The 15697-nt window shown below is 74.7% G+C and carries 6 protein-coding genes; all 6 read right to left on the reverse strand.

All coding sequences use genetic code 11. The features are described from left to right. Positions 1-3: 3 nt before the first annotated feature. Genes ACIBH1_RS11440 through ACIBH1_RS11465 form a run of 6 tightly spaced genes read right to left on the reverse strand, consistent with a single transcriptional unit; the run spans position 4 to position 15557 of the window. Positions 4-5175, reverse strand: a complete 5172-nt coding sequence (locus tag ACIBH1_RS11440) for an SDR family NAD(P)-dependent oxidoreductase (RefSeq protein ID WP_397313588.1) — start codon at positions 5173-5175, stop codon at positions 4-6. Positions 5176-5186: 11 nt separating this feature from the next. Next, positions 5187-8507 carry an amino acid adenylation domain-containing protein gene (locus ACIBH1_RS11445; RefSeq protein ID WP_397313590.1) on the reverse strand — a complete coding sequence of 1107 codons (3321 nt, stop codon included), beginning with the start codon at positions 8505-8507 and terminating at the stop codon, positions 5187-5189. Further along, positions 8504-11497, reverse strand: coding sequence for a thioesterase domain-containing protein (locus ACIBH1_RS11450; RefSeq protein ID WP_397313591.1), 2994 nt, complete (start codon positions 11495-11497; stop codon positions 8504-8506). The genes ACIBH1_RS11445 and ACIBH1_RS11450 overlap by 4 nt, the downstream gene beginning before the upstream one ends. Next, complete coding sequence (locus ACIBH1_RS11455; protein ID WP_397313592.1) at positions 11494-13128, reverse strand: beta-ketoacyl synthase N-terminal-like domain-containing protein; 1635 nt, start codon at positions 13126-13128, stop codon at positions 11494-11496. Before ACIBH1_RS11455 ends, ACIBH1_RS11450 begins: the two co-directional genes overlap by 4 nt. After that, complete coding sequence (locus ACIBH1_RS11460; RefSeq protein WP_397313593.1) at positions 13125-14486, reverse strand: DUF6002 family protein; 1362 nt, start codon at positions 14484-14486, stop codon at positions 13125-13127. The genes ACIBH1_RS11455 and ACIBH1_RS11460 overlap by 4 nt, the downstream gene beginning before the upstream one ends. 15 nt (positions 14487-14501) lie before the next feature. Then, entirely contained in the window at positions 14502-15557 is a 1056-nt protein-coding gene (locus ACIBH1_RS11465) for a hypothetical protein (protein WP_397313594.1), read from the reverse strand. Positions 15558-15697: the final 140 nt, after the last annotated feature.

Consider the following 15697-nt stretch of genomic DNA (forward strand, 5'->3'; position numbering starts at 1 on the left):
TTGCTACCTCCGGGCCAGTCTCGGGATGGCGGTGGGCGCCTGCGGTTTGGCGCTGAGCTGCTCGACGCGGGCGGCCATCTGCTCGACGGTGGGCGCCTCGAAGAGGGTGCGCATCGGCAGCTTGACGCCGGTCGCCGCGCGCACCTGGGCGATGAGCTGGACGGCCACGAGCGAGTTGCCGCCCAGGTCGAAGAAGTCGTCGTCGGCGCCGACCCGCGCCACGCCCAGTACCTCGCCCCAGATGCGGGCGATGGTGACCCCCAGCTCGCTGGAGGGCGCGTTGTACGGGGTGGAGCGCTCGACGGGCCCGGCGGGCTCGGGCGCGGCGGCGGGGGTGCGTTCGCGCTCGGCGATCTGCGCCAGGGCGGTGGCGCTGACCACGACCTGCGGGCCGGGATCGGCGGCCAGCACCCTGAGGAAGGCGGCGGCGCCGTCGGCGGGCCTGATGCCCGCTCCCGCGGGTTCGGCCGACCGCGCGCCCGCGAGGTCGAGCTGCGCCGGGTCCACCCGCCGCAGCGTGAACTCCTCGATCTCGACCAGCACCGAGCCGCTCTCGTCGAACAGCGTCAGATCGGCCGCGACGACCTCCGCCCCGGTGCTGCGCCGGCGCAGGTGGCTGTAGAAACGTGCGGGCAGCGGCCCGTGAACCAGCAGCCGCCCGTAGCCGAGCGGCAGGTAGGTGCCGCCGCGCGCGGACCCGAACGAGGTGGCCACGTCGAGCAGCGCGGGATGCAGCACCCACTGCGAGGCCTCCTCGGGGAAGACCGCCTCGATCAGGGCGAGCTCCTCGCCGTCGCCGTGCCAGACCCGCTCCGGCTCGCGCCAGTGCGGTCCGAAGGTGATCGCGCTCTGCCCCGCCTGCGGCTCGGCCGGCCGCATGCGTCCCATCAGGGCGCCGGGATCGACGCTGGCGGGTCCGGCCGGCACCCAGGCGGCGGCGCCCGAGGTGCGGGCCCTGCCGCCGGCGGCCACCTCGAAGCGGCCGCCGGGGTCGACGGCGACGCTCACCTCGGTGCGGTCGGGTACGGCCAGCGGCTCGGCGAAGACCACGTCGCTCAGCTCGATCGCGTGGCCGTCCCCCGGCGCGGGCACGCACGACTCGAAGGCGGCCCTGGCGCACTCCAGCTGGGCGGTTCCCGGCAGCAGCGGGGTGCCGCCGATCCGGTGCTCGTCGAGCACCCAGTGGGTGGCGGCCGACAGCAGGCCCTTGACCAGCTGCCCGCTCCTGGTGCGCAGCATCGGGTGGGCGACGGGCTCGGCCGGTGCGGTGCCGGCGGCCTCGGCCGCCATGCCGACCTCGAGCCAGGCGCCCCAGTTGAGCGACACCACGCGCGTGCCCGTGGCGGCGCGGGCGTAGGCGTCCTGGAAGGCGTTGGCGGCGGTGTAGTCGACCTGGCCGACGCCGCCGGTGAGCGCGGTGACCGAGGAGCACAGGGCGATGAAGTCGAGGTCCTGGCCGGCGAAGGCGCGCGCCAGGGCGACCGTGCCGGTGACCTTGGGCGCCAGGACGCGCCTGGACTGGGCGGGGTCGCGCACCTCGATCATGCCGTCGCCCGGCAGGCCCGCCGCGTGGATGATGCCGTCGAGGCCGCCGTAGGCCGCCAGCACCCGGTCGGGCGCCGGGTCGGTGACGTCGGCGGTGACGACGGTGACCTGGCCGCCGGCCTGCTCGATGCGGCGCACGGCCGCGATGGCGCGGGCCGTGCGGGCGTCGCCCGGGTGGTCCCACTCCTCGCGCGCCGGCAGTCCCGAGCGGCTCAGCAGGACGAGCCTGGCCCGGTGGCGGGTGCCGAGCTCTTCGGCCAGGGTGATGCCGATGCCGCCCAGGCCGCCGGTGACCAGGTAGCGGCCGCCTTCGCGGACGGCGGTGGCGCCGTCGGGCACGGCGAGGGGTTCGAAGCCGCGCTGCCAGCGGCGCCTGCCGCGCAGGGCGACGGTCTCGCCGTCGGCGGGGCGGTGCAGCTCGGCCAGGATGGCGGATTCGGGGGTCGCCCGGTCGGTGTCGATGTGGGTGACGGTGAGGCCGTCGAGCTCCAGCGGGGCGACACGGACGATGCCCGCCACGGTCGCGTGCTCGGGCCGGGTCAGGTCGCCGCCCAGGGGATCCTGGGTGCCCTCGGTCAGGACGTCGAGCCGCAGCCCCTCGGCCGCGCCGCCCAGGGCCTGGAGCAGGAGCAGGAGGCTGAGGAAGCCGCGCTCCTGCGCGCGCTCGACAGCTCCCGGGCCGTCGCCCGCCGGCTCGCCGTCGAGCGCCCAGGCGTGCACGATCCGGGTCACCCCGCCGAGCACCGGCGTGTCTTGGTCCTGCGTGACCCGTCCGAGCGCCGCGACCAGGGCCTCGTAGTCCTCCGCGACCCCTGGCCGCAGCGTGAAGCCGCCGTCGACCGCCGCGAAGGCCTCGCCCGGCCGCACCACCACCACGGATCTCCCGACCGCGGAGCTCCCCGCCAGCCGGGAGGCGCGCTCGCCGTCGGCGAAGAGCACGCAGCCCGACAGCGGCTCACCCGGCCCGGCCGGTGGCAGCTGCCGCCACACGGGCACCTCGAACCAGTCGTGCGTCGTGCGCGGGGCGGCGGGAGCGACGCTGACCGCCCCGGCGCCCGCCTCGACGAAGTGGCGGGTGCGCTCGTACGGGTAACCGGGCAGCGACACGCGCCGCCCCGACGACGGCAACGAAACGGGGACCCCCGCCACCCAAAGCCGGGCCGCCGTGCCGTACAGGACCGTGAGGTCGTCGCTCTTCTCGCCCGGTCCTGGCAGGCTCGCCGCGGGCGCGAAGGCCCCGGCGGCGACGGCCTCGCGCAGCTGCATGCGCGCCAGGCTCGACAGCTGCTTGCCGGGACCGCACTCCAGCAGCGCCCACTCGCCCTCGGAGACCAGGGTGCGCACGCACGCCCCGAACAGCACGGGCGAGCGCAGGTGGCGCGCCCAGTACGCCGGGTCGGTGGCCTGCTCGGCGGTGATCCAGTCGCCGGTGACGTTCGACAGGAACGGGATCTCGGGCGCCCGCCTGGGCACGGAGGCGACCACGGCGGTGAACTCGGCCAGGATCGGGTCCATCATCGCCGAGTGGAAGGCGTGCGAGGTGCGCAGCGGCGTGCAGCGCAGCCCGGCGGCGCGCAGCCGTACCGCGAGCTCGTCGACGGACTCCGCCGGGCCGGCCACCACGCAGGCGCCGGGCCCGTTGACCGTGGCGACGCAGACGTCGGCGGGCAGCAGCGCCTCCAGCTCCTCCGGGTCGCGCTGCACGGCCAGCATCGAGCCGGGCGGCATCGACTGCATGAGCCGGCCGCGCGCGGCCACCAGGCGCAGCGCGTCGGGCAGGGTGAACACGCCCGCCACGGTGGCGGCGACGTACTCACCGATGGAGTGGCCGATCATCGCGGCGGGCCGTACGCCCCACTCCTGCCACAGGCAGGCCAGGGCGTACTCGATCGTGAACAGCGCGGGCTGGGTCAGCCCGGTCTGGCCGAGGTCTTCGGCCGTCAGCTCGCCGCGCACGTCCACGCCCAGTTCGGGCAGCAGCAGCTCGGCGCAACGGTCCACGGCGGCGGCGAACACGGGCTCGGCCGCGTACAGGCCCGCGCCCATGCCCGCGTACTGCGCGCCCTGACCGGAGAACAGGAAGGCCACCGACGGATCGGCGCTCGTGCCGCTCTGCCAGCGTTTCGCGTCGCCGAGCGCGGCCGCGTCCTCGGCGAGTATCGCGGCCCGGTGCTGGTGGGCCGGGCGGCCCACGCGCAGCGTGTGCGCCACGTCCGCGAGTGGCACCCGCGGCTCGCGCGCCACGAAGTCGGCCAGCCGGGTCCTGGCGGCCTCCAGGGCGGCGGGGGTGCGGGCCGACAGCTGGATCAGCTCGGGCCGGGTCGGCGCGGGTACGGCCGGCCGCGACGGGGCCTCCTGCAGCACCAGGTGCGCGTTGGTGCCGCCGATCCCGAACGAGCTGACCGCGGCCCGGCGCGGGCCGCCCGTGTCGTCCCACTTGGTGAGGCTGGAGGCGACGTAGAAGGGGCTGGAGTCGAAGTCGATGGCCGGGTTGGGCCGCTCGTAGTTGACGGTGGGCGGGATCAGCCCGTGCTCCATCGCCAGCACCGCCTTGATCAGGCCGACGACGCCCGAGGCCTGGCTCAGGTGGCCCAGGTTCGACTTGACCGAGCCCAGGCCGCACCAGCCGGTCTCGGAGTGGTCGCGGCCGTAGACGGCGCTCAGCGCCGCGACCTCGATCGGGTCGCCCATCGCCGTGCCGGTGCCGTGCGCCTCGACGTAGCCGATCGTGCGCGGGTCGACCTCGGCCATGCCGAGCGCCTGCGCGATCACCTCGGCCTGGCCCTGCAGGGAGGGCGCGGAGAAGCCGACCTTGCTCGCGCCGTCGTTGTTGATGGCGTTGCCGAGGATGACGGCGCGGATGTGGTCGCCGTCCTCCAGCGCGTCCGACAGCCGCTTGAGCGTCACGACGCCGACGCCGTTGCCCCACATGGTGCCGTCGGCTCCGGCGTCGAAGGGCCGCACGTGCCCGGAGGAGGAGGTGTAGCCGTCGAGCGCGACGTAGCCGCGGCTGTAGGGCAGCTCGACGCAGACGCCTCCGGCCAGCGCCATGTCGCACTCGGCGTTGCGCAGCGCCTCGCAGGCCAGGTGGACGGCCACCAGCGAGGTCGAGCAGGCCGTGGTGACGCTGAGGCTGGGGCCGCGCAGGTCGAGCCGGTAGGAGACGGTGGTGGCGATGTAGTCGGGGTTGTTGCCCACCGACAGGCCCAGCAGCCCGGCGCCCGCCACCTTGGGGTTGGTGCGCAGGTTCAGCCATTGGTAGGTGCTGGGTCCCGCGCCGCCGTACACGCCGATCTCGCCGTCGTAGCGTCGCGGGTCGTAGCCGGCGTCGGTGAGGGCGGCGTGCGACTGCTCCAGGAACAGCCGCTGCTGCGGGTCGGCCAGCTCGGCCTCGCGCGCGCTCATGCCGAACAAGGGCGCGTCGAAGCCCTCCATGTCGGCCAGCACGTGTACGGCGGGCACGAACGCGGGATCGTCGAGCTCGGCCTCGCTCACCCCCAGAGCGAGCTGCTCCTCGCGGCTGAAGACGGTCACCGACTCGACGCCGTCGACCAGGTTGCGCCAGAACTGCGCCAGGTCACCGGCTCCGGGAACCCTGGCGCTCATTCCGATGATCGCGATGGGTTCCACGCTGAACTCCGTCACAGCCGGCCTCGCTTCCTGCGTTGGTCGGACCGCTGGCGGCGCGCCTGCGCCCGCTGGTCGGCCCGGTTGAGAAGGGGTGCGCCCGCGTCGCCGTCGAGGTAGCTCGCCAGCGCGCGGACGGTCGTGTGCTGAAAGAGGTCCACCACCGCGGGCCGCCGCCCGGTCCGCGCGGTCAGGCGGTCCTGCACGACGAGCAGGGCCATGGAGGTCCCTCCCGCGTCGAAGAAGTTGTCCGTCGCGCCGACGGACTCGCGCCCGAGCACCTCGCACCAGACGGCGGCGACGAGCTGCTCGGTCTCGGTGACCGCGGCCCCGCCCCTGGAGGCGGGACGATCTGGCAGGGCGGGCGCGAGGGTCCCGGCCCGCAGCGACGCGAGGCCGTCGACCGTGAGGGCGGCGACCGGCCGTGACGGCTCGCGCGTGCCCTGCTCCAGCAGGGCCGCGTAGGCCGCGACCAGCGTCTCGATCCTGGAGCGGTCGAACAGGTCGGTGTTGTAGACGCAGTCGACGGCATGGCCGCCCTCGCGCTCTGCCACGTAGACGGTCAGGTCGAACGGCGAGCCGGGCTGGCCGGCCTCCAGGCTGCCCGCGGTCACCCCCGGCAGGTCCAGGTGCGGCGGGGGGAAGTTGTAGACGTTGAACAGCACCTGCACCAGCGGCGGGCGGCGCGGGTCACGGGGCAGGGCGAGCGCCTCGACCACCGTCTCCAGCGTCGCGCCCGGGTGGGCCAGCGCCGACAGCAGCTCGTCGGAGGCGGCGCGCACCCGCTCGGCGAAGCTGTCGTCCTCGCTCATGCGCAGCCGGAGCGGGGTGATCTCGACGAAGAAGCCGACCAGGTCCTGGAAGGCCTCGTGGCGCCGGTCGTCGATCGGGGTGCCGATCACCAGGTCGTCGCGGCTGGTGACGCGCCGCAGCAGCTCGCCCAGCCCGGCCAGGAGCACCGCGGGCACGGTGACGCCCAGCTCGCGGGCGGCGGCGGTGAGGTCGGCCTCCAGCCGCCGGGTGACCATCGCGCCGTTGTAGGTCTGCGCGGGCGGCCGGGGCCGGTCGCCTGGTAGCTCCAGCACCGGGGAGGCGCCCGCCAGGTGCTCGCGCCACCAGGTCAGGTCCGCGGGGCCGCGCCTGCCGTCCCTGGCGGCGCGCCAGGCGGCGTAGTCGGCGAAGGAGGCCGGGGGAGTCTCCAGCGGTCCGTCGCGGTAGGCGCGCGACAGGTCCTCCAGCAGGGGCCGCTGCGACCAGCCGTCGAACACGGCGTGGTGGAAGGTCAGCACCAGCACGTGATCGTCGTGCCCGCGCCCTACCAGCACCGCCCGCCACAGCGGCCCGGTGGCCAGCTCGAAGCGGTGCCCCGCCTCGGCCTGGACGATCTCGTCCAGCTCGCCCGCCGTCACCATGAACGGCGCCTGGCCAGGCGGGTCCACCTCGACGTACGGCAGGCCGCCCGTGTCGGGCACCCGCCAGCGCAGCACCTCGTGCCTGGCCGCCACCGCGGCCAGCGCCTTGCCGAGCACCTCCACGTCGAGCGGTCCGCGCAGGTGCTCGACGATCTGGATGTTGTAGGCCGAGCTGTCGGGGGCGAGCTTGTCGAGGAACCACAACCTGCGCTGGGCCGGGGTCAGCGCGGGCGCGCTGCCGTGCGGCAGCGCCTCGGCCCGGCCGAGCGCCCGCACGACTCCGGCCAGGGTGCGTTCGGCGTAGACGTCCTCGACGGCGACGGACCTGTCGAGCTCCGCCCTGATCGCCGCGACGAGCGCCATGACGCTGATGGAGTCGCCGCCGCAGGCGAAGAAGTCGTCGTCGAGACCGGCGGCGCCGGTGCGCAGCACGCGCTGCCAGATGGCCGCCACCTGCTGTTCGAGCTCCGTCTCCGGCGCTCTGACCGCCCGTTCCTCCCGCAGCGCGGCGGTGTCGACCTTGCCGGACGGCAGCAGGGGCAGCTCGGGCAGGAGCACCACCCTGGAGGGCAGCATGGCGCCGGTCAGCCGCTGGGCGCAGTGCTCCAGCACCTCCTCGGCGGTCGCGGTGTCCGGGGTGCAGAAGGCGACCAGCCTGCCCTCGACGAGCTCGACGACGGCGTGGGCGAGCCGGGGATGGGCCCGCAGCACGGTCTCCACCTCGCCGATCTCGACCCGCTGGCCGCGGATCTTGACCTGCCGGTCGGCGCGGCCCAGGAACAGCAGCTCACCGTCGTCCTGCAGCACCACCAGGTCGCCCGTGCGATACAGCCGCGCTCCCGGCTCGCCCCACGGGTCGGGCACGAACCGCTCGGCCGTCAGGCCGGGCCGCCCCAGGTAGCCCCTGGCCAGGCCGGGGCCGCCGATAAGCAGCTCGCCTGGCTGACCTGGCGGCACCGGGCGCAGGCCGTCGTCGACGACGTGCAGGTGATGGCCGCCGAAGGCACGCCCGAACGGCAGCGGACGTGTCCAGCTGCCGCTGGTCTCGAACGCGGCCACGCACACCGTGGCCTCGGTCGGGCCGTAGGCGTTCAGGAACCGCCTGCCGCCCGACGACCAGCGTTCGACCTGCTCGGGACCGGGAGCCTCCGCGCCGGTCATCATCACCCGCAGCGACGGCAGGCCGTCGGGGTCGAGCAGCGGCAGCAGCGGAACGGGCAGGATGGCGAAGGTGACCTCGTGGGCGGCGGCGAACCGCTGCGTCCTGGCGGCGTCCCTGCGGTCCTGCTCGCCGACCAGCATGAGGGTGCCGCCGGCCGCCAGCGTCACCGCGAGCTCGGCGACCGCGACGTCGAACAGCAGGCTGGTGAAGCCAAGAGTCCTGGTGTCGCGGCCGGCTCCGACCAGGGCGCCGCAGCTCTCGGCGAAGGCCGACATGGCGGCATGGCTGATCATCACGCCCTTGGGGCGCCCGGTGGAGCCCGAGGTGTGCAGCACGTAGGCCAGGTGATCGGGGGACGCCGGGCAGCCGGAGGACATGGGTGCGTCATGGCTCTCGCCGACGCGGACCAGGTGCTGGGCCGTCACCGATCCGGCGGTCTCGTCGTCCACGACGATGAGGTCCAGCCCGGCGTCGGCGATGATCTCGGCCCGGCGCGCGGGCGGCCCGTCGGGGTCGAGCGGCACGAACGCCCCGCCCGCCAGGAGCACGCCGAGCAGGCCCGTCACCATCGACGGCGTGCGTCGCAGGCACACGCCCACCAGCCGGTCGGGGCCGATCCCGAGCTCGCCCAGCCTCCCGGCCAGCGCCCGCATCCCGGCCGCGAGCTCGCCGTAGGTGACGACCTGCTCCCACTGGCGTACGGCCGGCGCGTCGGGACGCCGCGCGGCGTGCTCCAGCACCAGATCGGGAAGCGACCTCATGACTGTGCCCCCAGAGGGTCGGTGGTGTGCAGGCGGAGCTCGGTGAAGTAGTGGCGTCCCTGTGCGTCGGTCAGCCACGCCTGCTCGGGGCCGGGCAGCATCTCGGTGACCACCAGGCGCGTGCCGGGATCGCCCGCCCTTCGCACCATGGCGCACAGCAGCGCCGCGTAGACGGGGCTGCCCAGGTCGACGTAGGTCGGCTTGATCTCGGTGGCGAGCTTGACGTACACCCGCTCGGGCAACCCCATGGCCAGCCGCCACGCCCGCACCGCCAGGTAGGCCTCACGCTCCGAGCGCACCCCGGCCAGCCCCGACTCTCCCGCGGTGGTCCGCCAGGTCTCGCGTCCCACCACCAGGCGGTCGATGGTCAGGCGCGGGGTGTGGCCGCGCGCGGCGGTGAGCTTGAAGCCGTCGACCGCGTGCATCGACACCAGGCCGGCGAACATCTCCAGCAGCGGCCTGCGCCGCCCGTCGGGCCAGCGGGCGACCAGCTCGCCCTCCTCCTCGGTGACCAGGACGGCGGCGGCGGGCAGCAGCCGGTCGGGGTCGGCGCCGGGCGCGGCCGCCCAGCCGAGCTGCCGGTCGGTCGGCCCGTCGAGGTCGCCGGCCATGCGGCCGGTGTGGCGCGGCCACTCCTCAGGCGCCAGCGGGCGCACCCGGTCGGGTCCCAGGTCGGCGGCCATGGCCCGGCGCAGCGCGTCGGGGTCGTGGTGGGCCCGGGTGAACACCGCGCAGTCGAAGGTGGGCCAGGCGGCGTGCAGCTCGCCGAGCACGACCAGGAAGTCGCCGTTCCTGATGGCGTCGGCGCTCTCGGCGCAGATCTGCAGGTCGGGGCTGTGCAGGCGCGCTGTCGACCAGCCGGGGCGCGTCGCGGGGAAGGCCCTCGCGATCGCCTCCGACAGTCCGGAGGCGGTGAAGCGCAGCTCCCGGTCCGCGTCGTCGCCGGTCAGGCCGAACACCTCCGACCAGCGGGCGGCGAATTCGGCGGCCACGTCGTCCACCGGACGCGGCCCGGTGCCGAACAGCGCGCCCTGCGCCAGGAACCACAGGTCGGCCAGGCGCACCTGCTCGTCTCCTGCGCGCAGCTCCTCGTACAGCTCGCGAAGGGCCGCGCCGTACGCCGAGGCCAGCTCGGCGCTCAGCCAGCGGGCGGCGCGCAGCAGCAGCGCCAGCGGCTCGGCCAGGACGTCGAGCACCGGGCCGCCGAAGGAGACGTCCACGTCGCGGGTGGTGTCCTCGTAGACCAGGCCGCGCCCGGCGTAGGTCTGCCCGGCCTTGCGTTGCGGCGGCAGCCCGGTGACCTCGGTGAACTCGGCGTCGAGCGCGTCGAGCGCCTCGCGCAGCGCGTGCGGGTCTCCCGCGGCCGCCGCCACCAGGTCGCGGGCCGCGCACAGGCGCTCCAGCCCGTCGAGGGCGCGCCGGTGCTCGGCGGTGTCGCCGTGGGTGAGCAGGGCACGCAGCCGCACCTCGCAGTCGGGTACCTGCGGCAGCTCGCCCCACGACAGCAGGCCGCGTTCGTGCAGGCGTTCCAGCAGCACCATCGCGTCGGCGGGGGTGCGGATGCCCGCCTGGCCCGCCGCCTCGGCGGCCACCTTCTCCGCGCTGCGCCGCCCGTCGCACAGGGCCAGCGTGGCCGCCTCGGGCGCCGACAGCTGCAGCGGCGGGTGCGCGGGCCGGTGCAGCAGCCGCTCCTCCAGCCACAGGTGCGGCTGGAGGGCGACCGGCAACGTGGGCCGCACGGCCGGGTCGGCGGCCACGCGCGCGGCGTAGGCGCGGATCGCCCAGTCCTCGAAGCCCACCCGGCGCTCGCGCAGCAGGCCTGGGCCGGGTTGCAGGGTGATCGCGGGGGCGTCGGGGTCGATCCTGGTCCAGGCGACGGGGCCGAAGAAGCCGATGGTCTCGTTCTTGGCGCAGTAACGCTGCCAGTACTTGGCCAGCATCAGCTCGCGCGAGCGGCGCCGGTGGTTGCGCGGCCCCGGCGTGGCCAGGCCGTCGAGCGAGGGGAGCATGGTGCGGTTCTGCCAGGTGAGCGCCTCGCGCAGGAGCGGGTCGGCGGCCAGCTCCGTGGCCTGGGCGGCGCTGACCTCGACCGCGGCGTCGAAGGCCGTCTCGAAGTCCTCGCGTAACCCGTCGCCGGCCAGGAACGCGTCGGCCGCGCGGGCGGCCTCGGGCGCGGTGAACAGCTCCAGCCCCTCGGCGGGGAAGCCGGTGCTGCGCAGGATCGCCTCGCGCCACACCGACCAGCCGGTGTCGCCCAGCGGAGTCAGGTGCGGCCGCTCCAGCAGGTCGGCGGCGACCGTGGTGAGGATGCGCTCCATGGAGCCGTGCAGGAAGAAGTGCCCGCCCGGCTCCACGTGCAGCCGGAAGCCGGCCCCGGTGTGCGCGGCCCAGTGCCCCATCACCTCGGTGACCGGGTCGTCGGCGCCGCCGAACGCGGTGATCGGCACCGGCAGCGGCTCCTCCGGCACGAACCGGTAGCCGTCGAGCCAGACGAAGTCGGCGCGCAGCGTCGGCAGCACCACCGCCAGCAGCTCGGGGGAGTCGAGCACCTCCTGCGGCATGCCGCCCAGCTCGGTCAGTCCCGTCAGCAGGTCCTCGTCGGAGGCGTGCGCCAGCCCGTCGAGCGGCTCGGCCAGGTCGGGCGGGCGGCAGCCGCCCAGGTAGAACCGCTCGGGCAGCCGCGCGCCCCGCCGCCGCAGCTCCCTGACCAGCTCGAACCCGACGCGCCCGCCCATCGAGTGCCCGTACAGGGCGTAGGGGCGGTCGGCGCGGGCGACGATCTGCGTCGCCAGCTCGCCCACGTCCATGGCGGCGGGCTCGGAGTAGCGGTGCTCGCGGCCCGGCGGCACCACGGCGACGACCTCCAGCCCCGGGTCGGCCGCGGCCGCCCAGCCGCGGAAGGCTCCCGCGCCCGCCCCCGCGTACGGCAGGCAGAACAGCAGCGCCCGGGCCTGCGGCCTGGGCTGGACGACGCTGAACCAGCGGCTCACGAGCCCACCTCGATCCAGTAACGCTCGCGTTGGAAGGGGTAACCGGGTAGCGGTATGCGCCGCGCACCCGTTTCTGCGGGCACGGCGTCGCACTCGCCGCCCCGCCACGCCACGGCCCGCGCCCGCAGGCCGGCCGGAGCCTCGCCGGGCACGCCCTCCTGGCCCGCCAGGAGGGCGCGCAGGCCCGCCACCGCCTCGGGCACGTCGCGGCAGAGCACCACCGCGCGCTCCTCGAAGGCACGGCGGCCGGCCAGCGTGTGCTCCACGTCGTCCAGGCGGCACGGGACGGCCCGCAGGAAGTCCGCCAGCGCTGTCAGGGCGTCGTCGAGCGCGGCGGGGGTGCGCGCCGACACCGGCAGCAGCCGCCACCCGCCGCTCTCGGGGGCGCGTTCGGGCTCGTCGAAGTGCTCGACGATGACGTGCGCGTTCGTGCCGCCGAGCCCGAACGAGCTGACCCCTGCCCGCCGTACGTGCAGGTCGTGGTTCTTGACCGGCACGAAGAACGGCGAGGTGTCGAAGTCGATCTCCGGATTGGGCCGCGAGAAGTGCAGGTTGGCGGGAACGACGCCGTGCCGTACGGCCAGCACCGCCTTGACCAGCCCCGCCACGCCGGAGGCGGCGTCGAGGTTGCCCACGTTGGTCTTGACCGAGCCCACCGCGATCGAGCCGGGAGGCAGGCCCGCGCCGAAGGCACGCGACAGCGCCGCCATCTCGATGGCGTCGCCCGTGGTGGTGCCGCTGCCGTGCGCCTCGACGTAGCCGATGTCGGCGGGCGTCAGCTCGGCCCCGGCCAGCGCCTCGGCCACGACCATCGCCTGGCCGGACAGGCCGGGGGCGGCGAAGCCCGCGCGGGCGGCGCCGTCGTTGGCCACCGCCCATCCGCGCAGGACCGCGTAGACGTGGTCGCCGTCCTGCAGCGCGTCGTCGAGACGCTTGAGCGCCAGCACCGCGACGCCGCTGCCGTACGCCGCGCCCTTGCCGTCGGCGTCGAAGGCGCGGCAGCGCCCGTCGGGCGAGACCAGGCCGCCCGGCGTGTGGCGGAAGCGCGGCTCGGTGACGCTCACCCCGCCCGCCAGGGCCACGTCGCAGCGGAAGTCGAGCAGGTTCTGCGCCGCGATGCACACCGCCACCAGCGAGCTGGAGCAGGCGGTCTGCACGGCCATCGCCGGCCCGGTCAGGCCCAGCCGGTAGGCGGCCTGGGCGGTCAGGTAGTCGGCGGCCCACCCGGCGGGATGGTTCCAGTCGCCGTCGAACTGCCTGAACAGGAAGTACCTGTTCGGTGAGGCTCCGGCGAAGACGCCGACGAGGCCGTCGTAGGACTGCGGGTCGCACCCGGCGTCCTCCAGCGCCAGCCAGGCTTGCTCCAGGAAGAGCCGCTGCTGAGGGTCCATGCGCAGCGCCTCGTCGTCGGGCACGCCGAAGAAGCCGGCGTCGAACCCGGCCACCCCGTCGAGTCTGCCCCCGGCGGGCACCGCGCTGCCGGGCTCGATGCCCAGCGCGCGCAGCTCGTCCGCGCTGTAGTCGTGGACGGCGTCGGTCCCGTCGAGCAGATTGCGCCAGAAGGCATGCACGTCTTGCGCGCCGGGGAATCGACCCGCCATCCCCACGACGGCGACAGACAGCTCGCTCACGGGCGCAGGACCGCCTCGGCGACGTCCTCGACCGACGCGACCGGGATGGTCGCCTCCTGCTCCAGGAGCGTGTAATCGGCCACGCCGTAGGAGCCCGAGCCGTGCACGACGATGTCGCGGCCCTCCTCGACCAGGCCCCGGTCCACCGCGTTCAGGACGCCGGTCATCGCCATCACCAGCGACCACTCGCGCAGCGTGCGCAGGTCGGCGGGCAGGGCGCAGCCGGTGGGGGCCAGCAGCTCGCGCAGGTGCGGGTATCGCTCGACGCACTCGGCCAGCGAGACCACGATGCCGTCGCCGCCGAAGCGGCCGATCAGGTCGTTCATGGCCGGGGAGGTGGCGGGCCTGTGGGTGTAGAAGGTCGGGTCGAGCACCTCGTGCGGGTCGTAGGTGACCTGCGGGAAGCGCGGGTCGGCCGACTGGGCGTACAGGCCGCGGCCGTCGGGCTGGAAGGCGGGCAGGTGCGAGCGGTCGAAGGAGTCGTGGCGCAGGCTCAGCACCATGTCGGGGGTGCCCAGGTGCTGCACCAGCAGCGTGGCCGGGCGGGTGGCGGGCGAGGCCAGGCCGTCGTCCTCCAGGACGGCACGGCCCCGGTGGTAGCCGAGCATGCCGAAGGCGCTGGAGACGGCGTGGGCGTGCAGGCGGGGCGTGTCGCCGACGGGGTCGGCCTCGTGCTCGAAGAAGGCGCGGGCGGTGTCGGCCACCAGGTAGTTGGCCAGGTCCAGGGAGTACCACAGGCGCCCGTCGACCTCGCCGCCGTGCTTGTCGGCGAACGCGCGGCCGATCGCCTTGACGTCCTCGGGCTCCTGGCCGGTGTAGAGCAGCAGCGGGTTGAGCGCGCGCAGCCCCGGGTCGGCCGACAGGCGGCTGGAGCGCAGCTTGGCGGCGCACGAGGCCGGGGCCAGGATCACCACGCGCAGCTGCTCGGGCTCGACCAGGCCGGTCTCGATCGCGCGCAGGACGGCGTCGCGCAGGGCGGTGCCCTTGTTGGCCGAGGTGGGGGAGAAGATCGTGACCGGCTCGCCGTATCGCCTGATGTACTCCACCGCCCGCGCCACGATCAGCAGCGAGGCGAAGGTCTTGGTGGTGCCGGTGCCCGGGTTGCGGGTCAGGTCGAGCAGGGTCAGCGCGTGCCCGCCGTACTGGCCCATGGGCTGCCAGGCGGCGGTGGCCACCGACAGGAACTCCCGCATGGGGCCGTCGAGCTCCGGCAGCAGGAAGCCTGGTGAGAAGGCGGCGCCCTCGCGCACGGGCGACGGGTCGTCGACGCACGCGGCGATGGAGCGCGGCAGCCTGTCGTAGAAGTCGACGAGCAGGTTGGCGTGCCGGGTGGCGGGGGTGAGGACGGACTGGGTCATGCTGGCGGACCTCGCTCAGAGGGATGGGGAGGAGGACGGGGGTCGGTCACGTAGCCGGGTCCTGAGCTGGTCCAGCTCGATGCGGACCCGGTCGAGCTCGTGCACGGCGAAATCGGGCAGGGTGAACTCGGGCGGGGACGGGGTGGTGAAGCGCACGGTGCCGTTCTCGACGACGACACCGTCACGCTCGGCCGAGCGCTGGTTGAAGGCGACCGCCTCCTCCAGGCTCAGTCCGGCCGGCAGGTCCAGCTCCAGGTGAGTGCCTGCGGCACGCACCGGATAGCCGCCCGGCAGGCCCAGCGGGCCCGGCAGGCTGGTGTGCTGGACCGCCCCGGTCAGCAGCCCGGTGAGGAATCGGGCTGCGGCCAGGCCGGTGACGTGGTTGAGCTCGCTGCGCGTGGTGGCGCGCTGGGCGGCCAGCGCCTTGCCGACCTCGGGCACCTCCTCGCCCTCCAGCCATGCCCTGGCCTCTTCCGGCTGGGCGTGCAGGTGGGCGTGGTGGGCCAGGACGGCCAGGCGGTCGGCGGGCGCGAGTCCGAGCGCGGAGCGCAGGCTCGCGGCCAGCAGGCTGACGTTGCCGATGCCGCACAACACGGGCACGCCGTGGGCGTCGAGCACCGGGTTGACCGCGTCGGGGAAACACGCGTTGACGAACCACGCCCGTGGGCAGGCCGCGGTGAGGGCGCGGCCGACACGAAGCGCAAATTCGGCTTGGAAGGGGAGCGTCACGCCGAACCCGGACTGACGCACGAACGCCGTCCAGGCCGAGGGTGCCTGCGTGTGCTCCCAGGGGGACTGGGTGGAGGCGGCGAGCACGACACCCGCCGGGTCGAGCGCGGAGAGGGAGGCTGCCAGGTCGTCGCCCGCGAGATCCAGGGTGACCGGCCGGACGGTCAGCGGAGTGCCTGACAGGGCGGCGCGGGTGGCGGTGACGTAAGCGAGTTCGGCGGTGCGGTCGAGGCTGCGGCCCGCGATCACGAGGTCGAGCGGGGTCGTCGTCGTGGCGAGCGCGTACGCGATACCTCGGGCGAGCCCACCCGTGCCGATCAGGACGAGTGTGGTCTTGGACAAACGGTGAGGCTCCTGGAACGTCATTGTTCTGGGAAACGAATTCCGGCCCGGGTTCGCCGGGCCGGAAATCATTGTGGTGATCCACACGAACTACTGTCAAATGCCTTGTCGAAGGCCTTGAAAACAATAATTCGTAACAC

The sequence above is a fragment of the Nonomuraea sp. NPDC050663 genome, from assembly GCF_044456985.1.
GTDB lineage: Bacteria > Actinomycetota > Actinomycetes > Streptosporangiales > Streptosporangiaceae > Nonomuraea.